18 protein-coding genes are annotated in these 21,870 nt (G+C 66.1%); 9 read left to right on the forward strand and 9 right to left on the reverse strand.

What is annotated here, in order from left to right:
* Positions 1-9 precede the first annotated feature (9 nt).
* From flgK to N2602_RS26745, 4 genes are all read right to left on the reverse strand, one after another.
* On the reverse strand, positions 10-1,893 hold the full coding sequence (gene flgK, locus N2602_RS26730) for a flagellar hook-associated protein FlgK (RefSeq protein WP_260379932.1): 1,884 nt from the start codon (positions 1,891-1,893) through the stop codon (positions 10-12).
* A 35-nt stretch (positions 1,894-1,928) separates the two neighbouring features.
* Complete coding sequence (locus N2602_RS26735) at positions 1,929-4,184, reverse strand: flagellar hook-basal body complex protein (RefSeq protein WP_212260282.1); 2,256 nt, start codon at positions 4,182-4,184, stop codon at positions 1,929-1,931.
* 177 nt (positions 4,185-4,361) lie between these two features.
* Positions 4,362-4,874: a peptide-methionine (R)-S-oxide reductase MsrB gene (gene msrB / locus N2602_RS26740; protein ID WP_172785248.1), complete on the reverse strand. Its 513-nt coding sequence runs from the start codon at positions 4,872-4,874 to the stop codon at positions 4,362-4,364.
* Positions 4,875-4,960: 86 nt separating this feature from the next.
* A complete protein-coding gene (locus N2602_RS26745) occupies positions 4,961-6,418 on the reverse strand; it encodes an FAD-binding oxidoreductase (protein ID WP_260379933.1) in 1,458 nt (485 codons plus the stop codon).
* Positions 6,419-6,609: 191 nt separating this feature from the next.
* Between N2602_RS26745 and N2602_RS26750 the strand changes: the two genes are divergently transcribed.
* Both N2602_RS26750 and N2602_RS26755 read left to right on the forward strand, forming a co-directional pair.
* On the forward strand, positions 6,610-7,146 hold the full coding sequence (locus N2602_RS26750; protein WP_260379935.1) for a histidine phosphatase family protein: 537 nt from the start codon (positions 6,610-6,612) through the stop codon (positions 7,144-7,146).
* 57 nt (positions 7,147-7,203) lie between these two features.
* A complete protein-coding gene (locus tag N2602_RS26755; protein WP_130218328.1) occupies positions 7,204-7,629 on the forward strand; it encodes a universal stress protein in 426 nt (141 codons plus the stop codon).
* A 308-nt stretch (positions 7,630-7,937) separates the two neighbouring features.
* On the opposite strand, the gene N2602_RS26760 is transcribed toward N2602_RS26755, so the two are convergent.
* Positions 7,938-8,174, reverse strand: coding sequence for a DUF1127 domain-containing protein (locus N2602_RS26760; protein ID WP_260379936.1), 237 nt, complete (start codon positions 8,172-8,174; stop codon positions 7,938-7,940).
* Between the two features lie 185 nt (positions 8,175-8,359).
* Here N2602_RS26760 and N2602_RS26765 point away from each other — a divergent pair, with 185 nt between their 5' ends.
* Positions 8,360-9,703 (forward strand): PLP-dependent aminotransferase family protein, encoded by a 1,344-nt coding sequence (locus N2602_RS26765; protein WP_260379937.1) that lies wholly within the window; start codon positions 8,360-8,362, stop codon positions 9,701-9,703.
* A gap of 3 nt (positions 9,704-9,706) precedes the next feature.
* Here N2602_RS26765 and N2602_RS26770 read toward each other — a convergent pair whose 3' ends face one another.
* The gene (locus tag N2602_RS26770) at positions 9,707-10,306 is read right to left on the reverse strand and encodes a YdcF family protein (RefSeq protein ID WP_260379938.1); all 600 of its coding nucleotides are present in this window, start codon (positions 10,304-10,306) and stop codon (positions 9,707-9,709) included.
* A gap of 62 nt (positions 10,307-10,368) precedes the next feature.
* Positions 10,369-10,968, reverse strand: coding sequence for a hypothetical protein (locus tag N2602_RS26775; RefSeq protein WP_246572064.1), 600 nt, complete (start codon positions 10,966-10,968; stop codon positions 10,369-10,371).
* A 47-nt stretch (positions 10,969-11,015) separates the two neighbouring features.
* Here N2602_RS26775 and N2602_RS26780 point away from each other — a divergent pair, with 47 nt between their 5' ends.
* Complete coding sequence (locus N2602_RS26780; RefSeq protein WP_260379939.1) at positions 11,016-11,450, forward strand: hypothetical protein; 435 nt, start codon at positions 11,016-11,018, stop codon at positions 11,448-11,450.
* A gap of 4 nt (positions 11,451-11,454) precedes the next feature.
* On the opposite strand, the gene N2602_RS26785 is transcribed toward N2602_RS26780, so the two are convergent.
* On the reverse strand, positions 11,455-13,854 hold the full coding sequence (locus N2602_RS26785) for an EAL domain-containing protein (RefSeq protein WP_260379940.1): 2,400 nt from the start codon (positions 13,852-13,854) through the stop codon (positions 11,455-11,457).
* 213 nt (positions 13,855-14,067) lie between these two features.
* On the reverse strand, positions 14,068-14,574 hold the full coding sequence (locus N2602_RS26790) for a ferritin-like domain-containing protein (protein WP_260379941.1): 507 nt from the start codon (positions 14,572-14,574) through the stop codon (positions 14,068-14,070).
* A gap of 427 nt (positions 14,575-15,001) precedes the next feature.
* On the opposite strand from N2602_RS26790, the gene N2602_RS26795 reads away from it, so the two are divergent.
* The 5 genes from N2602_RS26795 (at position 15,002) to gudD (ending at position 21,850) form a co-directional block, all read left to right on the forward strand.
* Complete coding sequence (locus tag N2602_RS26795; protein WP_172785257.1) at positions 15,002-16,084, forward strand: YbhN family protein; 1,083 nt, start codon at positions 15,002-15,004, stop codon at positions 16,082-16,084.
* Between the two features lie 123 nt (positions 16,085-16,207).
* Positions 16,208-18,157, forward strand: a complete 1,950-nt coding sequence (locus N2602_RS26800; RefSeq protein WP_260379942.1) for a hypothetical protein — start codon at positions 16,208-16,210, stop codon at positions 18,155-18,157.
* Positions 18,158-18,495: 338 nt separating this feature from the next.
* Positions 18,496-19,401, forward strand: coding sequence for a LysR substrate-binding domain-containing protein (locus N2602_RS26805; protein ID WP_172785259.1), 906 nt, complete (start codon positions 18,496-18,498; stop codon positions 19,399-19,401).
* Between the two features lie 123 nt (positions 19,402-19,524).
* Positions 19,525-20,469 carry a 5-dehydro-4-deoxyglucarate dehydratase gene (gene kdgD / locus N2602_RS26810; RefSeq protein ID WP_212260268.1) on the forward strand — a complete coding sequence of 315 codons (945 nt, stop codon included), beginning with the start codon at positions 19,525-19,527 and terminating at the stop codon, positions 20,467-20,469.
* Between the two features lie 22 nt (positions 20,470-20,491).
* Positions 20,492-21,850, forward strand: coding sequence for a glucarate dehydratase (gene gudD / locus N2602_RS26815; protein WP_260379943.1), 1,359 nt, complete (start codon positions 20,492-20,494; stop codon positions 21,848-21,850).
* The last annotated feature ends 20 nt before the right edge of the window (positions 21,851-21,870 follow it).

Raw genomic sequence — 21,870 nt, forward strand, 5'->3', positions numbered from 1 at the left:
TGTTACTGCTTACAATTGAGCCTGGATCAACGTGTTCATCATGCTCTGCACCACCGACATGACGTGGGCGTTGGCGGCGTAGGCGTTCTGCAGCTGGATCAGGTTCGACATCTCCGCGTCCAGATTGACCTTGGAGGTCGAGTCGAACTTGGCCTGAAGCGTCGAGACCACCACGCTCTGGCCCTGCTGGAGCTGGGTCGCCTGGGTCGCGGCGTTCGCCTGCACGCTCAGGAACTGCTGGAGGAAGTTCGAGACACTGCCGGTGAAGGGCTGGGTCGCCGAGCCGAGGCCGCTCTGCGGCGAATAGGAGAACACCGTACTGGTGAGCTGCGAATAGAGATAGTCCGAACGCGTGGTGTCGCCCGCGGGCGTCACCGGCGAGGTGTTGTAGACCGACATCCTGGTCGGGTCGGCGACCAGCTGCGTGTTGACGGCGATGCGGCCGGCAAGGCCGGTCATCTGCGAGCCCGATGCCGTGATCGCGCCGGTGTAGAGCGCCTGCCCGCCGTCGGTGAACAGCGGCAGCTGCGGATTGCCCGAGGTCAGCGACGAGATCGTCTTGGTGGTCGAGGCCGAGTTGACCTTGGCAAGGCCGGTGTTGTCGTCGGTCACCCGCAACGTCGTCGCGGTCGCCGGTGACGGGGCTGCGGAGAACGACAGATGCGTGCCTGACAGCGCAGTGTTCAGCGCGGACGCGATCGCATTCATGCCGCCGGCGAAGTTGACGCCGATCCGCGTCGGGTTGGCGTTCGTCGCGTTCTGGAGCGGCAGCGCCGCCGGGTCGGTCACGTTGACCAGCGTGATCTGGCGCTGCGTGTTGGTGGCCGTGTCGGTGTAGGTGATGTTGACGGTGTTGCCCGGCAGCGCGCCGGCAAGCTCCAGGTCGAAACCGGCCGGCGGGCCGGAGACGGTGCTGCCGGCCGTGGTCTTGTCGGACAATGCGCTCGCCATCGTGGCGGCGAGCTGGTCGATCTGGTTCTGCGCCTGCACCAGCGTCTCGTCGCGCAGCTTCAGATCGGCCGCAATCTGCCCCGACGAAACCACGTTGTTGGCGACAACGTCCACTTGCGAGCCGTTCGGCAGCTTGATGTTGAGCGCGCCGACGCCGGACTTGGTGGGGTCGATGCTGTAGAGCGAGGTCGCCGACAGCGCGCCGGCCGAGGCAAAGGAGAACTCCGAGGCGAGCCCCGCGCCGACCAGCTGAATGCCGGTCGTGGTATAGATGTTGGTCTGGTTCGAGCCGTCGGTGGTGACGCGGACGTCGACATATTTCGACAGCGTGTTGATGGCCTGGTCACGCTGGTCCATCAGCGTGGCGGCCGAGGGATCATTGGGCGACAGGCCCTGGAGCTTGGTGTTGATGTCGGCGATCTGCTGCATCGCCGCGTTGGCGGCCCGTGCCGAGTTGCCGAGGTCCTGCTCGACGTTGGAGCGCAGCGACTGGATGCCCTTGGTGGTGACGTTGAGCTGTGTCGCAAGCGCCTGCGCCGCACCGAGCGCGACGGTTTGCGCCGACGACGCCCCCGAGCTGGTCGACAGCGCCTGCAGCGCCGTGGTGAATTTGTTCAGCGCGGCTTCGAGCGTGCCGCTGTTGCCGGGCGTGCCATAGACATTCTGAAGCTGCTTCAGGATGTTGGCCATCTGGTCGGCGTAACCGCTGCCGCCGGTCTCGGTGCGCAGCTGGTTCAGCACATAGGCGTCGAGCTCGCGGCTGACGCCGGTCGTCATCGCCGTCGCGCCGAAATCGCCGGTGGTGACCTCGATCTGGTTCGGCGTCTGGACGACGTAACCCGGCGTCTGCGCATTGGCGACGTTCGAGGAGACGATCGAGAGCGCGGCCTGGTTGGCGCGCAGACCGCTCATCGCACTGGCGAGGGCTGAACTCAAACCCATATCACTGGCCCGCCTTTGGTTACGTCACGCGCCGCTCAGCGCAACACGTTGAGGAGATCCTGCACCATCGAATTCGCGGTCGTGATCACCTTGGTGTTGGCCGAATAGGCCTGCTGGGTCACGATCAGCTTGGTGAATTCGTCGGCGATGTCGGTGTTGGAGCCCTCCAGCGACGAGCCGCTGATGGTGCCCGAGGCGCCGTCGATGGCGTCTCCCGACTGTTCGGTCGCGGCATAAGCGCCGCCGTCCATCGCCTTGAGGTAGTTGGTGCCGTTGAAATGCGACAGCTGCACCTGGGCGAGGTTGAGGTTCTGGCCGTTGGAGAAGGTCCCGACCACGACGCCATTGTTGTTGACGGCGACCGAGCGCAGCTGACCGGCGGAATAGCCGTTCTGGGTGATGGTGTTGATGGTCACTGCGCCGCTGGTGCTGGCGTATTGCGTCAGCCCGCCCGAGGAGATGTTGAAGGCGACCGAGCCGAGCGACTGGCCGCTGACCGTGACGTTGTTGATCGTAATGCCCGAGCCGCTCGGCGAGGTCAGCGAGCCGTCGGCGGCGAAGGTGAAGGTCTGGCCGGTGTTGACCCAGCCGACCGTGGTGCCGGTGGCGTTCGGGTCGGTCTGGTAGAACAGGTTCCAGCTATCCGAATGGCCCGCGCCCAGCGAGGCACTGTCGGTCTTGGCCCAGCGCAATTGCAGGTTCACCGGCGTGCCGGCGGCGTTGTAGGCCGTCACGGCGCCGCCGCTGATCGACTCCTTGGTGAAGGTGCCGATGTCGTTACCGATCACGCCGCCGGTGCCGGCGGTGCCGCCACCGTCGCGGTTCTTGGTGATGGTCGAGGTGAAGCCGAGCGCGGAGAAGGCAGCGCTGTTGGAGCTGGACACCGAAAGGTTGGAGACGGTGCCGGTGTTCAGCGTGATCACGCCGCCGCTGCTGACCGACGACCCCGAAGCGCCGGAGAGCGCGTCAATCTTGCCGAGCAAGGTCGTGACGTTGTCGGTGGTGAGTATCTGAGTGGCGCTGGGCACCGTCGGCGGCGATACGAAGGTCAGTGTCTGGCCGTTGACGGTGATGGTGTCGCCGGCGGAGAAGCCGGATGTGAGCACCTGGGCGCCGCCGGCCGTCGCGCTGCCGCTCAGCACCGTCGCGCCCGAGATTGCAGGCGAGGACAGCACGTTGCCGCCACGCGTCACGCTGCTGATGCCGAGCGCGGTGGCGGCCGTGCCGCTGCCGATCGCGACGTCGGTGCCGGTGCCGGTCGCGATCTGGATGTTGCCGCTGGCATTGAGCGAGGCGGTGACGCCGGCGCCGCCGGCGGTCTGGATCGCGTTCAGGATGTCCGCCACCGTGGCCGTCGTGCCCGCGCCGAGACCGATCGTGGTGTTGTTGCCGACCGTCGAGACGGTCGTGCCGCCGTTGAAGGTGACGGTGTTGCCATTGACGGTCAGCACCTGCCCGCTCAGCGCGGTGAGGATGCTGGAGGCAAGATGGGTGCCGACCGTGTTGTCGAGCGAGGTGGTGGTGGAAGCCACGGCGGACGAATTGTTCTGGAGCGCCACCGTGCCCGTTGCCGTCGTCGACGTGTAGGCCGAGCGGATGTTGCCGGTTGCAGCCGCGCCTGACACCGTTGCGTTGGTATAGGGCGCCGGCGGCGTGCCGACCGGCAGCGGGTTGGCTGCGAAATCGGACGGGTTCAAGCCACCGGCCGCCAGCAGCGTGCCGGTCGCGGCGGTGGTTTTCGCCACCGTGTTCGGCTGGGTCGGCAGGTTGGCCGCGTACTGGATCGAGGTGGTCGCCTGCGCCGGAATGAAGTTGTTCTGGAATTGCAGGACGTTCGCCACGCTGCCGGTCGGGTTGCCGGTCTTCGGGTCGACCGTGACGCCCATCAGGTAATAGCCGGCGCCGTTGACCAGGTTGCCATTGGCATTGAGCTGGAAGTCGCCACGCCGCGTGTAGTAGGTGACGCCGGTGAAGACAGGCACATTGTCGACCACGCCGCTCGCCTTCTGGATCGAGAAGAAGCCGTCGCCGGTGATCGCCATGTTGGTGGCGACGCTGGAGGACGAGATCGTGCCCTGCGTGGTGATGGTGGCCTTGGCGTTGGCCGTCACGCCGCCTGCGACCTGCTTGCTTGGGACCGAGGAGTCCGGAATGAGGTCGACGAAGCTGGTGCCGATGCCCTTGTAACCGGTGGTGGATGAGTTCGCGATGTTGCCGGAAATGTTCTGCAGCGCGAAGGACTGCGCCTGCAGGCCACCCACCGAGGTGTTCATTGCATCGAAGATACCCATAACTTTGTCTCCAAATCCGATCTCGGCGGCCGGTCGACCATGGCCGCAATCGGAAAGAGACGTCGCAAGGCCTATGCCAATGCTGGTATCTTCAGGAAATCAATGACTTAATGAAAAGGCCCCGGCCCGATGACCGGGGCACATTTGCCGGGACCGGCAACAATTGCCGGGACTCCCTTACGTCGCCGACGCCGCGGCCGGGTGGAAGACCAGCCCGAAACCATCGATGCAATAGCGCAATCCGGTCGGCTTCGGGCCGTCGTCGAAGACATGGCCGAGATGGCCGCCGCAGCGCCGGCAATGCACCTCGGTACGGACCATGCCGTAGGTACGGTCCTCGGTCTTGCCGACATTGCCCTCGATCGGCGCATAGAAGCTCGGCCAGCCCGTGCCGCTCTCGAACTTGGTCTCGGACGCAAACAGCGGCAGGTCGCAGCCGGCGCAGGCGAAGATGCCCTTGCGGTGCTCCTTCAAGAGCGGGCTGGAGCCGGGCCGCTCGGTGCCGTGGTTGCGCAGGATCTCATATTGCTGCGGCGTGAGCTGGGCCCGCCATTCGGCCTCCGTCTTCGTGATCTCGAACTTTTGCGCGGCCTTCTCGCCGGCCTCGGCAGGTGTTCCTCTCAGCCAGCGGAAGGCCGTAAGGCCGAACAGGCCGGCGACAGTCGTGAGCAGGATGCGGCGGTCAAGCATGTCATTCTCCGTGCGCGGGAAGTCCACGCCCTGAGATACGGGCTTCTGAGGCCGACGTTACACGTTGGGACGGAATTTCGCTCAACTTATTGCGAGACGCGGTCGTCCTGCACAACCGGTTCCGCGGCCCCGACCGCAGCTTTCGGCGGTGGCGCCGGCCGCGGCCGCACGCCGGGCGGCGGACGGCGCGGGCCGGTGCCGGCGGCCCGGTTGGCTTCGGCGAGGCGGGCCTCGCGTTCCCTGTCCTTGACCCTGGCGCGCTCGCGATAGCGGGCGAGCGCACCTGCGGCGGCGGAGCTCGCCCTGCCCCAGATCCCGACCAGTTGGGCCGCGACGCGCCCCGCGGCGCCGCCCGCCCAGACCAGCTCGAACGGCGAGAACAACTTCCAGCGCTCATCGCCCCACAAGAGGCTCCGCGCGATCATCTGTCCGGCCATGGCCGAGGTGTTCATCCCCTGGCGGCCGAACCCGCTCGCCACCCACAGGCCTTTACGCAGCTGGCCGATCTGCGGCATGCCGTGCACGGTCTGGCCGGTGGCGCCGCCGAACATGTCGGTGATCTCGACATTGCCGAGCTCGGGAAAAATCGTCCGGATCCGCCGCCTGACGGCGCCGGCCAAGCGCTGCGGACGCGCGGCCCAGGTGGTCTCCGGGCTCTCCCACATCAGCCGGTCGCCGTCGACGATCCGGAAATGGTCGACACCGTCGGAATCCATCACCGATCCCTTGAAGGCGATGATCTCGTGCAGGCGCTCGCCGAGCGGCGCGGTGATGCCGGCATAGCGCCAGACCGGCAGCAGCGTCTCCGACAGGCGCTTCAACGGCGCGCCGAGATGAATGTTGCCGGCGAGCACGATGTGGCTCGCGCGCAGCCGTGCCGAGGGCGTGACGATGCGCTTGCGGATGCCGGAATGATCGATGCTGACGACCGGCGTGTCCTCGAAGATGCGGGCGCCTGCCCGCCGCGCCATCGCCGCAAGGCCGTGCACATATTTCCGGCCGTCGACCTGGAACGCTTTTGGATAATACACGCCGTGGAAGTAACGGTCGGTCTTGAGCGCACGGCGCACGCGATCGACCTGCCAGCCCTCGACCTCGGTGTCGAAATCCTCGTTCAGCATCTGCAACCGGCTGATCAGCCGGTCGCCGGCATCGACGTTGGAGACCTCCAGCACGCCGTCGCTGACGCCGATCCCCGGCATGTTCTCTTCGCTGGCGTTGGCCCGGACGAACTCGGCGCCCTGCTTCGACAGCGTCCACAATTCGCGGGCGTCCTCGAAGCCGATGCGCTCGATCAGGTCCGCGAGCGGCAGCGCAAAGCCCGGCATCACGGTGCCGAGCTGGTTGCCGGAGGCATTCCAGCCGACATGCCGGCCCTCGAGCACCGCGACGCTGGCCCCGAGCCGGGCCGCTTCGAGCGCGATGGAAAGCCCGGCAAGCCCCGCCCCGATCACACAAATGTCGGCATCGAGATCGAACGACAGCCGCACGCGGTCGCGAAAGCCGGCTTCTTCCTGGGACACGCTTGTGAAAGTCTCGCTCATAGCGTTTCTTAGAGCATGATCCGGAAAAGTGTGCAGCGGTTTTCCGGTAAGATCATGCTCAAAATAACAACCTGAAGCGCGGTGATGATTCGTTCTAATCTCAGCGCGCTTCATACCAACCGGGCGCCTGTCACCTTGTCCTCAACCGGCACCTGTAGATTATCCTGGACGTGGAACGATTCGAGAATGCCATGCGCCGTTTGATGCTGCTGCGTCACGCCAAGACCGAGACCGACGCACCGAGCGGCCGCGACCAGGACCGCCGGCTCGACGACCGCGGCCACAAGGATGCCGCGCAGATGGGCGATTGGCTCGCTGCCCATCCCCCCTTCCCCGATATCGTATTGGTGTCCCACGCTGTACGGGCCCGGCAGACCTGGGACATCGCCTGGGAGGCGATGAAGGACCGCGTCCCGGCGCCGCAGGTCGAGGTCCTGCCGGAACTCTACGGCGCCGATCCCGCGCAGATCCTGGACACGATTCGCACGGCAACCGCCCCGGCCAATCCGAAGCGGTTGCTGCTGATCGGCCACAATCCCGGCATGCACGAGGTCGCCCTGATGCTGATCGGCGGCGGCGATTCTGATGGCGCCAAGGCCCTCGGCCACAACCTGCCCACCGCGGGGCTTGCGATCTTCGACTTTGACGTCAAGGATTGGGATGACGTGGCCTACCGCCGCGGCAAGCTGGTGCTGTTCGTCAGCCCCAAGCTGCTTCGATCGGGCTAGAGACGCGCGGGCGCCGTCTCGACCGGTCGGTTCAGCTTGGTCACTAGGGAGGCGCAGATGTTCAAGTCCATCCTCGTGCCCATCGACCTCGCCGACACCGATCTCGCCAAGCCGGCGATCGCGACCGCGGCGACGTTGTCGCAGACCTGGAGCGGCACCGTGCGCCTGCTCAACGTGCTGCCGATGACGCCGGTGATGCTGGCCGAATACGTTCCGGCCGATTTCGACGAGCAGCAGCGCCAGACCTCGGAGGAGGCCCTCGCCATCGTCGCCCGCGAATCCGGCATCGAGCCTTCCCGCATTTCCAGCGTGGTGCGCCAGGGCGGCATCTATCACGAGATCCTGGAGGAAGCCGTGCACATGAAGGCCGATTTGATCGTGATGACCTCGCACCGGCCGGCGATGCGCACCTATTTCCTCGGCTCCAACGCCGGCCACGTCGTGCGTTATGCCAAGTGCTCGGTACTGGTGGTGAGGCACTGAGGGGCAGCAGACTCCGTCATTGCGAGCGCAGCGAAGCAATCCAGACTGCCTCTGCGGAAAGATTCTGGATTGCTTCGCTGCGCTCGCAATGACGCCGTTGGGGCAGCTGTGTACGAAGGCACCGCTCTCGTGCCCCGGACGCAGCGCAGCGTCTCCCCGGCGATGCGAAGCATCGTCCGGTGCGACGATGCGCTGCAGAGCCGGGGCCCATGCATCAGCGAGTGCGGTCGCTCGGTCCCGGCTCTGCGCAGCAGCGTTTCACGCTGCAGCGCGTTCGGGACACGCGAGGAACGCGCAGTCGAAGGAGATCACAGATACCGCGACAGCTCGGCCTTGAACTGCCCGTACACGGCATCCTCGATCTGGCTGCGCGTGATGCCGATGTCGCGCAGGGCGCGGTCGTCGAGCTCGTTCAGCGTCTTGACGGCGGAGCGGCGCTCGAGGCGGTCGAACAGCGCGGTGACGCGCAGGGCGAGGGCACTGAAAAATCCGCTGGATGAGGTTGGGCGTAAAGTCCGCCCGGCAGTTTGCGAGATCGTGGTCATTCTTCTTCTCCGGCCTTTCGTCCCGCGCGGCGAAGCAGGTGCCGTTGGCGCGGGCGCTTGTGGCGCCTGCACCTCATTTGCCGTCGGATTGCTCTCGCTCCCCTCGGCTCAATCGCGGAACTTGATGGAACTTAAATGCTCCAGTACACTCCTCGGAGCAAGCAAAACATTGCTCTCGGTGCAATATGTCCAACTTCGAGTACGTGAAGCTCGCCGATGCCATTGCGGCCGATATCACTAACGGCACGTTAAGGCCCGGCGACCGGCTGCCGCCGCAGCGCAATTTTGCCTATGACCGCGGCATCGCGGTCTCGACCGCGAGCCGCGTTTATACGGAATTGCTCCGCCGCGGCCTCGTGGTCGGCGAGGTCGGGCGCGGCACGTTCATCTCCGGCGACGTCAGGCGTGAAGTCGAGACCATGAGCGAGCCGGCCGACGCGCGCATCAATCTCGAGGTCAATTATCCGCTGTTGCCGCAGCAATGGGCCATGATCGCCAAGAGCCTCGCCGGGCTCGAGCGCATCGATGCGCTGGAATCCGCGCTGCGGGTTTCGACCAGCACCGGCACCAAGAGCGCGCGCATGGCTGCTGCCGCCTATCTCGCGCGCAAGGATTTTGCGCCCCAGCCCGAGCAGATCTTCTTCACCGCCAACGGCAAGCAATCGCTCGCGGCCGCGCTTGCCGCGCTCGTGCCCACTGGCGGCCGCTGCGGCGTCGAGGCGCTGACCTATCCCTACGTCAAGAGCATCGCCGCGCGGCTCGGGGTGACGCTGGTCCCGATCCCCATGGACGAATTCGGCGCGCGGCCGGACGCCATCCAGAAGGCCCATCGCGAGGCGCATTTGTCGGCGCTGTATCTGCAGCCCATCATTCAGAATCCGCTCGGCGTCACCATGAATGCGACGCGGCGCGCCGACATCATGCGCATCGCCGAGAAGCTCGATCTCACCATCATCGAGGACATCGTCTACGGCTTCCTCGCCGACGACACGCCGCTGGCGGCGCTCGGCCCCGACCGCTGCATCGTGCTCGACAGCCTGTCCAAGAAGGTCGCGCCGGGGCTCGCGCTCGGCATCCTCGTCGCACCGCCACATCTGCGCGAGAGTGTGATGAGCGCGGTGCGCACCGGCGGCTGGATCGCCTCCGGCCATGCGCTCGCGGCCGGGCAGCGGCTGATGGCCGACGGCACCGTCGCCGAGCTGACCCGGCTGAAGCGCATCGATGCCGCGCGCCGCCAGCAGACAGCCGCAAGACTGCTCGCCGGCTACCAGATCGCCGCCGATCCGCGCTCCTATCATCTCTGGCTGACGCTGCCGCCGCACTGGCGCTCGCAGACATTCGTCGCCGCAGCAGCAAGGCGCGGCATCGCGCTGACGCCGTCCTCGACCTTCGCGATCGCGCACGGTCATGCGCCGAATGCGGTGCGGCTCGCGCTGGCCCCGCCCTCGCCCGAGCAGCTCGATTCCGGCCTGCGCACCATCGTCTCGCTGCTCGGCACCAAGGAGGATGATTTCGATTCGACGGAGTAAAGCTCAGATCTGCGGCCAGTCCGCGATGAAGCCCCTCGCCTTGTAAGGTTCGATCTTGTCCCATTCGTGCAGCATGCGGCGGCGAAATTCGACGTCGGTATGCCAGAGTGCACGCGGTGTCGCGAAACTATCGACGGTGAGCAGCATCTTCTCGACCGCCGGCCAATGTCGATGCAGCGTCATCGGATAACGCCGCGCGGTCCAGGTGTTGCCGAGGCAGATCACACTGCGGATGTTCTGCAGTCCGATTGCCGCATCGATGATCGGAAGCGAGAAGATGACGTTCTCGCCCGTGTTCATCGCGCGATCCTCCTCCAGGATAACGTCCGCCGGAATGCCCGCCGCAACCATTGCGGCCTTGATGATGCTGCACTCCGATTGCTCCGAGCCAAGCGTCACCCCGCCGCTGACAATCGACCAGCGGAACAGGCCCTCGCGCCACAGCCTTGCGGCGGTGTCGACACGCAAGCCAACGTCCTCGCGGGTACCGAACACGAACAGCAGGTCGGCTGGCCAAAGCGGCGTGTCGATCAGATGCGTGTGGTTGATTCTGGCGATCTCGTCTGCCGTCGGCAGACGGGTACTGCGGTCCATGACTGACATGTCCACAAGATGCGACGCTCGCGGCGGCACGCGAAGTCACGTTTGATTGCGACCGATTGCACCTAAGGCAGCAGCGCCCTCGGCACGCGATCGAAGCTGTAGCTGTGCGGCCGGTTGCGCCGCACGAAGCCGCCGACCTGCCAGGCGAACAGCGCGGCGAAGCCGAGGATGAACAGCACGCCGGCGAATTCGCCGATCAGAAGCGCGCGGATCAGCAGCCCCGCCATCGCCACAGCGAGCACGGCCAGGAACGCGAGCACCGCCGCATAGGTCTTGCGGCCGAGCCCCGCGGTCAATTCGGCGCGGCTGCCCGCCTTCGCCATCCGCGCATGCAGCTCGATCAGGAAATCACGAAAGCCGTTGTCCTGCGGCGCCATCAGCGCCGCGGTCTGCCAGCTCGTCGACAGGATCGCGACGCGGCCGCCACCAGCGCGGCTGATATCGGCGCGGAAGCGATGCTGCTGCATCGACACCGGGCGGAACGACAGCCGGATCGCCGAGATCTCGTCATAGCGCCACAGGCCGGAGCGGCCGGCGATGTGCCAGGACAGCCCCTGCTCGGTCAGCTCGAAGCGATGCGCCGAGCCGATCAGCGAGGCCTTGTAGGCGTAGCTCGTGGCCGAACCAGCTTCAGCTCCGGGCATGTCGATCAATGATCCCATCGGCGATCGGCTTGCGCGATCGCCCCCCGCCATCCTACAAGCGAGGCATGGCTGAGACGACCTTTTTTCCGCGCCGCCTGATTCTCGGCGCCGCAATGATCTCCGGTGTGTTGCTCGCGCTCGCGGTGCACATGCTGGGCGCGCGCTACGGTCTCGACCTCGGCGGCCTCTGGCGCTCCGATACGCACGAGTTCATTCCGGCGGGCGCGGCGATCGCATGGTGGCTGATCGCCACCGTCGGCTTCTCCGGCGGCTACTTCACCGCGAGCCTGATGCAGAGCGCCGTCTCCGGACAGATCCCGCAGCGGATGCGGCAATTCCTGATCGCGGTCGGCGTGCTCCTGCTCGCGGGAGCGGGTCAGGCGGCGTCGGCGCCGAGCCCGATCCCGACCGTCTCGGGCGTGCTCGCCGGGCTTGCCGCCCTGTGTCTCGGCGCCGTGATGGCGTTCTGCGGCGCGCATTTCGCGCTGCGCCGAGGCTGACCTCTCAAGCCGACGCGCGCAGCCGCGGCCGTTCCAGCATGATCGCGACATCCGAGGCAGGCCGCGGCTTGCTGAACAGATAACCTTGCGCCTGGGTGCAGCCCTCGCGCCGGAGCAGCTCGAGCTGCGCGTCGTTCTCGACGCCCTCCGCCGTGGTGACGATGCCGAGGCTGCGGCCGAGGCCGGTCACGGCGCGAATGATCGCCATGGAATCCTCGCGCGTCGCCAGCTCCGACACGAAGGAACGGTCGATCTTGATCTTGTCGAACGGGAAGCTGCGCAGATAGCTCAGCGACGAATAGCCGGTGCCGAAATCGTCCAGCGAGATCCGCACGCCCATGGCGCGGAGTTCGTGCAGCGTGGTCAGCGTCGCTTCGCTGTTCTGGAGCAGAACGGATTCGGTGATCTCGAGCTCGAGGCGGCGCGCACCGAGTCCCGATACGGCCAACGCCTCGGTCACGGCTGCGATCAGGTTCGGGCTCCTGAACTGCACCGGCGACAAATTGACGGCGACGTCGACATCGTCGGGCCAGGTGACCGCGTCGGCGCAGGCGGAGCGCAGCACGAATTCGCCGAGCTGAACGATGAGCCCGGTCTCCTCGGCGAGCGGGATGAAGCTGATGGGCGCGATCAGCCCGCGCTGCGGATGGTTCCAGCGCAGCAGCGCCTCGAAGGCGACGACGCGGCCGCTGGCGACCTCACGGATCGGCTGATAATAGACCTGAAACTCGTCGCGTTGCAGCGCCGCGCGCAGATCCATTTCCAGAAGGCGCCGCGCCTGCGCACGCGCATCCATGCCGGTCTCGAAGAAGCGATAGGTGCCGCGGCCATCCGCCTTGGCGCGATAGAGCGCAAGGTCCGCGTTCTTGAGCAGCTCGTCCGGATTGCTGCCGTCCTGCGGCGACAGCGAGATGCCGATCGAGACGCCGATCACGATCTGATGGTCGTCGATCTGGTAAGGCGCCGAGATCACCTCGACGAGGCGTCCGGCAAGCGATCGCGCGGCGATCTCCTCGGAGCGTCCGATCTGGACCACCGCGAACTCGTCGCCGCCGAGCCTCGCCACGGTGTCCTGTTCGCCGACGGTGGACTTGAGCCTGCGGCCGACCTCCTTGAGCAGCGCATCGCCGATGGGATGGCCGAGCGAGTCGTTGATGTCCTTGAAGTGATCGAGATCGAGACAAAGCACCGCGAGCTGGTCGCCCGACTTGGTCTGACGCAGTCCCTGCTCGAGCTGTTCGTGGAACAGCACCCGGTTCGGCAGGCTGGTCAGCGCGTCATGGCGCGCCATGTGCGAGATCTTGGCCTGTGCCTCCAGCCATTCGGTGATGTCCTCGAAGGTCGCGACCCAGCCGCCGCCCTGCATCGGCTGGTTGACGACCCGGATGGAGCGGCCGAACCGGTTGACGACGTCGGTCGTGGTGCGGCCCTCGCGCGCGTCGGCGACGAGGCGGGCGAAGAATTCATCGGCGTCGCCCTGCCACTGGCCTTTGGCCTGCTCTTCCCTGAGCACCTCGACCAGCAAGCGGCCGGTGAGCGGCACGTCGGTACGACGGAGCATCGCGGCATAGCGCTCGTTGAACAGGATGATCTTGCCGTCGGCGTCGAACATGCACAGCCCCTGCGACATGTTCTCCAGCGCGCTGTCCAGCACGATCTGCTGACGGCCCAGTTCGCCCTTGGCGCGGCGGTCGAGCAGCGCGGCCACGAGCGCAATCGCGATGATCGCGACGGCGGCGCTAGCAGTGAGGAACGACAAGGAGGCGGGCGGGATCGAGAGCCCGCTGATCGCGAGCGTCGGGTCCGGCGTCAGCAGCACCGCGCCCATCGCGGTGAAATGATGCGCGACGATCGCGAGCGTCAACAGAGCAGTCGCGCTCAACGCATGCCGAATGTCGTCACCTCGCGCAGCGACGAACAGCGCCAGCGCTGCGAAGACGACGCCGAACAGCACCGAGGCGGCAACCGTGCTCCCGATCCAATCCACCCGTGCCGGCATCTCCAGCGCAGCCATGCCGGTGTAATGCATCGCCGCGACACCCAGGCCGACGATGGCGCCGCCGACGACGATCCACCCCTGGCGCGAGGACGCCACGGCGATGCTCAGGCCCACGAAGGTCAGGGAGATCGCAAGCATCAGCGAGAGAATGGTCACCGGGATGTTGTAGGCGCCGGCGCTCCCCGGGCCGTAGGCGAGCATCGCGATGAAATGCGTCGCCCAGATGCCGCATCCGCTGACGGCCGCATCCAGGGCGATCCAGGCCAGACGCCCGGCTCCGTGCGTCGCGCGTGCGCGCTGAAACAGGCTGATCGCCGCGGCGCTGGCGAGCAGGCACACTGCGCCCCCAAGGGCGACCAATCGCCAGTCATGTTCGTCGGTGAGACAGTAGAGAACTTGATACATTGCCAGCCCCTATCGACCCGCACTTGAGCCGACAGTGGTGGACGATCGGTAACCGGCTACAAACCTGCTCCGGAAGTGGTGAATGGAAGATGAGCGAGTTCGCTCACATTGTTGATCCTCGCGACGGCGCACCGAAGCAGCACCACGGCAGCGGGAGGCGAGCAGGCAAAAGCGCCGCGCGGAATATCGCGCGGCGCTCGTGGTTACCTATCCTCAGCTCGCCGCGCGCAGGTTCACCTTGCTCTCGGCAAGAATCGTCAGCTTCTTGTCGGTCGCCTTCTCCTCCTCGAGCGTCTTGGCGAGCACCGTCGCACAATCATTGCGGCCGAGCTGCTTGGCCCAGGCGATCAGGCTGCCGTAGCGGACGATCTCGTAATGCTCCGCGGCCTGCGCAGCATTGATCAAGGCCGCGTCCAGCACCGCCTTGTCGGCGACTTCGCCGGCGGTCTCGTCGGCTTCCTCGATGATGCCGTCGATGGCCGGGCAGTCGACCGCCTTCACCGCGACGCCGTGCATCTTGAAGACCTCCTCGAGCCGAGCAACGTGCTGCTTGGTTTCCTCGAGGTGCGTCAAAAAGCCCTGTTTCAGCTGCGGATCAGTGGCCTTGCTCGCCATCTTCGGCAGCGCCTTGGTGAGCTGCTGCTCGGCGTAATAGATGTCCTGGAGCTGATGCACGAACAGGTCGTTCATGGTCTTGATGTCTTTTGTGAACAGTCCCATCGTTCCGATCCTCTCGGGTCTTGGGAACACGGCGGCGCCGGCTTTGCACGAAAAGCCGCATATTCCGCCATGTTCGATTGCTGATGGAGCCTAACGACCACGCGGCATCGACGTTCCAAAAGGCCGATACCGCTTGCGCTGGAACAATGCGGACCGCGCCAGGATTTGACACCGTGTCGGCACAGTGAAGGCGCGCATGGAGCCGGGTTTCACGACTCATATGCTTAACGCGCCTCCGATATGAACTGCGTATGACAAAGTTGCCGGCCGCACGCAGAACCTATTGTTGTCAAGGGCTGCACAAGCCGCTGATTTTGCCTTAAATGAGCTGGATCATGCCTAGCGATCGATGCCTGCCTTTGGCCGTGATCGCACCCGACCGGCCAATGCCTGGCCCGGTCGCTCTTGCCCCCCGCCGGGAGGATGAATGCACGGACTGCTGCCCGCGCTGAAACGCGGCTTCAAGAGATGGATCGGCTGGCGACGGCTCGGAGTTGCCGCGAGCATCTTCATCATCGCCTTCGCGATCACCACGCTGGTGCGGACCCTCAAGGGCATCGATACCGGGGTCATCCTGACCGCGTTGACCGAGATTCCCCGCGGCAATATCGGCCTGGCGGCGATCTGCGTCTTCTTCGCGTTCTGTACGCTGACCTTCTACGATTTTTTTGCACTGCGAACGATCGGCAAGAAGCACGTGCCCTATCGCATCGCGGCGCTCTCCAGCTTCACGTCCTATTCGATCGGCCACAACATCGGAGCCACGGTCTTCACCGGCGGCGCGATCCGTTTCCGGATCTATTCGGACTATGGGCTGAACGCGATCGACGTCGCGAAGATCTGCTTCCTGTCGGGCCTGACCTTCTGGCTCGGTAACATCTTCGTGCTTTCGATCGGCATGGCCGTCCATCCGGATGCGGCCTCCTCGATGGATCAGCTGCCCTCGTCGCTCAACCGGTTGATCGCCCTCGGCGGACTCGCATCGATCGGGGCTTATCTCGTCTGGCTCTGCATGGGCGAGAAGCGCCGCGAGCTCGGCCAGAAGGGCTGGAAGGTGGTGCTGCCCTCGGCGCCGCTGACCTTGGTGCAGATCCTGATCGGCGTCGTCGATCTCGGCTTCTGCGCCACGGCGATGTACCTCTTGATGCCCTCCAACCCGCCAATCGACTTCATGTCGCTCGCGGTCGTGTTCATCCTGGCGACCCTGATCGGCTTTGCCAGCCACGCCCCCGGCTCGATCGGCGTGTTCGATGCGGCCATGCTGGTGGCGCTGCCCCAGTTCGGCCGCGAGGAGCTTCTGGCGACGCTGCTGGTGTTCCGCATTCTCTATTTCGTGATCCCGTTCGGCCTCGCCATCTCCATCATGGGCACGCGCGAGCTCTGGATGAATGTGGTCGCGCCGTGGCAGGAGCGGCGGCGGCTGGCGGAAGCCTGCGCGCAGGCCAACCTGCCCAAGGAGGTGACGCCGATGGAGCGCGAACGCCTGCTGCGGCAGGCCAGCAAGCGCTGAGCCGCCAAGAGCCGTCAAGAGCCGTCAAGCGCCCCCCCCCCGGAAATCATCGGGCAAAGGTTGCAGGCCGGGGCGCAATCCTCTCTTATTTCCGCCTCAACTTTGCCGTTGAAGACGCGGGCCATGATCACCTTATTCCTTCGCACCCTCTCGGCAGGCGCTGTGCTGCTTGCCGGTATCCTGACTGCTTTGCCCGAGCGGGCCGCCGCGCAGGACGCCGGCGCCATGCAGATCAGCTGGGAGGTGCGTAACCGCTTCCGCCTGTTCCGTGAGGAGCGCGACTTCCTGCTTCATGTCGAGAACGCGCGTAACCGCAGCATTCTGGCCGCCGAGCAGTCCCTGGAGCTCCAGAGCGAGGGCCGCGGCTGGGCCCGCAACATGGTCAACAGGCTCTGCATCGACCTGCAGGGCCGGGTCAACCAGCCCTGCACCCGCGACAACGTCAAAGAGAACTACATCACGCCGATCGACCATCCAGTCACGGTGCGCCTGACCGGCGCGGTGCCGGTCGGCGCCACCTGCGCCTGGTCGTTCGATGACGGCGACGGCCCGCAGGCCTCGACCTTCGACTGCGCCGAGCCGATCAATTTGCGCGTCCGCTACGGCAAGCAGACGGTTGCGACCGTCGATGTCTCCGCCGGCTCCGATCCGACCCAGCGGGTCCAGACCGAGATCCAGGTGCGCGACATCTTCATCGCAGGTCTAGGCGACAGCATCGCCTCCGGCGAAGGCAATCCGGACCGGCCGCTGGCACTGTCGGACGAAGGCTTTTGCTTCCGCTCCTATCTCGGCACCGCAGGTGCGCAGTACTATCGTCCGAGCCGCCACGGCTTCAAAGGCGGCCGCGCCTGCGAGGCGCCCGATACGCTCGCCAATTGGCAACGCTACAGCGCGCTCTGGTTCAATGCGCCCTGCCATCGCTCGCTCTACAGCTACCAGGCCCGCACCGCGCTGGCGCTCGCGGTGCGCTACACCCACATCGCCGTGACCTTCCTGCCGCTCGCCTGCACCGGCGCCAGCATCGGCGACGGGCTGCTCGGCTCCCAGCGCGCCCGCGAATGCCCGCCCGGCAAGACCGGCGTCTGCAACACCAGCGTGAACGCGCAAGTCGCCGAGCTGCGGGAAGCCGTCACCGCGGCGAAGAAGCGCCAGCCCGAGCGCACGCTCGATCTCGTGCTGCTCTCGGTCGGCGCCAACGACGTCTATTTCTCCGGCCTCGTCGCCGACGTCATCGTCGACACCGCGACCGAGCGCGCGCTGTTCCGCCGCTCCGGCGTGATGGCGAGCGTCGACGATTCCCGCGATGCGCTCCAACGCGAGCTGCCGCAGAACTTCGTCAAGCTGCGCGAGGCGCTGAAGCCGCTGGTCGGCGGCGATCTCTCGCACGTGGTCTATGTCTCCTACGCCAATCCTGCGCTCGCCGACGGCGGCGCGCCTTGCCGCGGCGGCCGAGCCGGCTTCGACATCCACCCGTCCTTCAACACCGATCCGCAGCGCCTCGCCCGCGTCTCCGCCTTCGTCGACAGCGAATTCCTGCCGCAGCTGAAGGGGCTCGCCACCTGCACCCGCGGTGCGCTGTGCCGCGATCCCGAAGCCGACCGCATGACCTTCGTCGACGCGCACCAGGCCGCGTTCGCCGAGCACGGCTTCTGCGCCCGTTCCGCCAACGATCCCGAATTCGACCGCAGCTGCTTTGCCGAGAACGGCCAGAGCTTCAATCCCGATATCGTGAGCGCGGCGAGCCAGCCGATGCTGTGCGGCCGCGGCGCCTCGGAATACCGCGCCTACCTGCCCCGCGCGCGCTGGGTCCGCGACGCCAACGACAGCTATTTCGCCGCGATGACCTATCCGCAGGGCCTGCCGGCGGCGAGCCAGCCGACCGACATCCACGACGCGACCTGGGGCGTGCTCTCCGCCGTCTACGGCGGCGCGGTGCATCCGAGCGCCGAAGGTCACGCCGCGATGGCCGATGCGGCGCTGCCGGCGGCGAGCGCCGCGCTCGGGCTCGATGCGGTGCCGCCGAACGTGACGCGCGGACTATTGCCGCAGCTGCTTCCGAGCGCGCGGCAGTAGAGCACGGCCGTCGCCAGCACCGTCCTCCTCACCTGCCGTTCCATCAATCCAAAAACGGCATCGATCGATACTGCCTTGAACTTGGACACTTCGCCGCGCGCGCCTCTAGGACTCGTGTCGGGGAAAACGGGCCGAGACTTAAGGGAAGCGCGTGATGAGCGCAGTGGTGTCCGCAGCGGACGTGAGGCGGTCTCGCATCAGGCTGTTCCTCCTGAGGGCTCCCATGGGAGCTTGACCAGGCAACTCAACGGCGGCCCACAAAGCCGCCGTCTTTGTTTTGGGGGTGATCGATGCTAGAAGTGCCGGGGAAACGCCTTATCCATCTAAGGCATGTATCGATGTTCGACCTCAACCAGCTCCGCTGTTTCGTCACGGTGGCGGAGGAATTGCATTTCGGCCGCGCCGCCGCACGGCTGAACATGACCCAGCCGCCGCTGTCCCGGCAGATCCAGGTGCTCGAGCACATCATCGATGCGCCGCTGCTGGAGCGCACCAGCCGTTCGGTGCGCCTGACGCCCGCGGGGCGCAGCTTCCTGCCGGAGGCGCGGCGCATCCTCAAGCTTGCCGAGAGCGCCTCGCAGGTCGCCCGTCGTATCGCGCTCGGCAAGACCGGCTCGCTCAAGATCGGCTTCACCGCGGCCGCGGCCTATGGCTTCCTGCCCGAGCTCGTCGCCGCATGCCGTGCCAAGCTGCCCGAGGTGGACTTCTCGCTGAAGGAGATGGTGTCGGGCGACCAGTTCGAGGCGCTGACCTCGGGTCAGATCGACGCCGGCCTGCTGCGGCCGCCGATCGCGCGGCCCGAACTTGCCAGCCGCCGCGTCGTCGCCGAGCCCCTGCTCGCCGCGATCCCGAAAAAACATCCACTGGCGAATGCCGACGGCATCACCATCAAGGATTTCGACGACCAGCCCTTCGTGATGTACTCGCCCTATGAGAGCCGTTACTTCCACGATCTGCTGGTGGCGCTGTTCACCCGCGCCGACGTGCTGCCGCGCTACGTCCAGCATCTCAGCCAGATCCACTCCATCCTCGCGATGGTGCGCGCCGGCCTCGGCCTTGCCATCGTGCCAGCGGCGGCGGCGAACCTGAAGATCTCCGACGTGCGCCTGCGGCCGCTGAAACTGCGCACCCGTGTGCCCGTCGAGCTCTTCATGGTGTGGCGGCGCGAGGACGAGAACCCGCTGCTGTCGGCGCTGGTCAAGATCGCCGGCGAATTGTCCTCCGCGGAGCCGGCCGAGGATTGATGCTCAATCCGCATCGGTCGATATAGGCTTTGGCTTGGACGCGCATCGAACGGTCTCCTAAACCACGGCGCATGGACGCGCGGCCTCTGCTTGCGTCCTCCGCAACACGACAAGGGAGCGCCCATGAGCAAGATGACCCCGCAGGAAATGGCCCAGAAGATCGGCTCGGGCCTCCTGTCCTTCCCCGTCACGCCGTTCAGGGCGGACCATTCCTTCGACGAGGCGACCTACCGCGCCAACATGGACTGGCTGTGCGGTTATGACGTAGCAGGTCTCTTCGCCGCAGGCGGCACCGGCGAGTTCTTCTCGCTGACGCCATCAGAGGTTCCGCAGGTCGTGAAGGTCGCCGTCGACGAGACCAAGGGCCGCGTGCCCGTGCTCGCCGGCACCGGTTACGGCACCGCGATCGCCCGCGAGATCGCCATCGGTGCGGAAAAGGCCGGCGCCGACGGCCTCTTGCTGCTGCCGCCCTACCTCACCCATTCCGAACAGGAAGGCCTTGCCGCGCATGTCGAGGCGGTCTGCGCCGCCGTGAAGATCGGCGTGATCGTCTACAACCGCGACAACGCGATCCTGCAGCCCGACACGCTCGCACGCCTTGCCGAGCGCTGCCCGAACCTCGTCGGCTACAAGGACGGCATCGGCGACATCGAACTGATGACCCGCGTCTACACCAAGCTCGGCGACCGCCTCACCTATGTCGGCGGCCTGCCGACCGCCGAGACCTTCGCGCTGCCCTATCTCGACATGGGCGTGACGACCTATTCCTCGGCCGTGTTCAACTTCGTGCCGGAATTCGCCACCAACTTCTACGCCGCGGTGCGCAAGCGCGACCACGCCACGATCCAGGCCGGCCTGAAGGATTTCATCCTGCCGCTGATCGCGATCCGCAACCGCAAGAAGGGTTACGCGGTCTCGATCATCAAGGCCGGCATGAAGGTGATCGGCCGCGATTCCGGCCCGGTCCGTCCGCCGCTCACCGATCTCACCGAGCAGGAGATGGCGGAGCTGACCGCGCTGGTGCAGAAGCTGCCCGCCGCACGATCGTCACAACAGGCTGCAGAATAAGGACAACAGGGAGGTGCGTGCGATGGCCCAGACTGAGATTTCCGGCGCGTCAGTCGCCGGTGCACCTGTGGTCACGGCGATGCAGGTGATCCCGGTCGCGGGCCGCGACAGCATGCTTCTCAACCTGAGCGGCGCGCATGCACCGTTCTTCACCCGCAATATCGTCATCCTCACCGACAATGCCGGTCACACCGGCGTCGGCGAGGTGCCGGGCGGGCAGAAGATCTGGCAGACCCTACAGGACGCGCGCGACCTCGTGATCGGCAAGACCGTCGGCGCGATGAACAACATCCTCGCCGACGTCCGCACCGCCTTCGCCGACCGCGACGCCGGCGGCCGCGGCAAGCAGACCTTCGACCTCCGCGTCATGATCCACGCGGTCACCGCGATCGAATCCGCGCTGCTCGACCTGCTCGGCCAGCATCTCGGACTGCCCGTCGCCGCGCTGCTCGGCGAAGGCCAGCAGCGGAGCAGCGTCGAGACGCTCGGCTATCTGTTCTTCGTCGGCGATCGCCGCAGGTCGAAGCTCGACTATGTCACCGGCGAGACCGGCAAGGCGGAATGGTTCAACCTCCGCCACCAGGAGGCGATGACGCCCGAGACCGTGGTGCGGCTGGCGGAGGCCACCCACGATCATTACGGTTTCGCCGACTTCAAGCTCAAGGGCGGCGTGCTGCGCGGCGAGCAGGAGATCGAGGCCGTCACGGCCATCGCAAAACGTTTCCCGAACGCACGCGTGACGCTCGACCCCAACGGCGCCTGGTCGCTCGATGAGGCGATCAGCCTCTGCAAGAACATGCACGGCATCCTCGCCTACGCCGAAGACCCCTGCGGCGCCGAGGCCGGCTTCTCCGGCCGCGAGATCATGGCCGAGTTCCGCCGCGCAACGGGCCTGCCGACCGCCACCAACATGATCGCCACCGACTGGCGGCAGCTCTCCCATGCGCTGCGGCTCGGGGCGGTGGACATCCCGCTGGCCGATCCCCATTTCTGGACCATGCAAGGCTCGGTGCGCGTGGCCCAGACCTGCCGTGACAACGGCCTGACCTGGGGCTCGCACTCCAACAATCATTTCGACATCTCGCTCGCCATGTTCACCCATGTCGGCGCCGCCGCTCCAGGGAAAGTCACCGCGATCGACACCCACTGGATCTGGCAGGACGGCCAGGCCCTGACCAAAGAGCCGCTCCAGATCAAGGGCGGCAAGATCGCCGTCCCGGACCGCCCGGGCCTCGGCATCGAGATCGACCCCGCCGCCATCGAGGCCGCGCACGAGCTCTACAAGAAGCATGGACTCGGCGGCCGGGATGACGCTATGGCCATGCAGGACCTGATCCCCGGCTGGACGTTTGACGACAAGCGTCCCTGTCTCGTCCGTTAAAAACGTTCCCCTGGAGGAAA

The organism is Bradyrhizobium sp. NC92 (assembly GCF_025200865.1).
Lineage (GTDB): Bacteria > Pseudomonadota > Alphaproteobacteria > Rhizobiales > Xanthobacteraceae > Bradyrhizobium.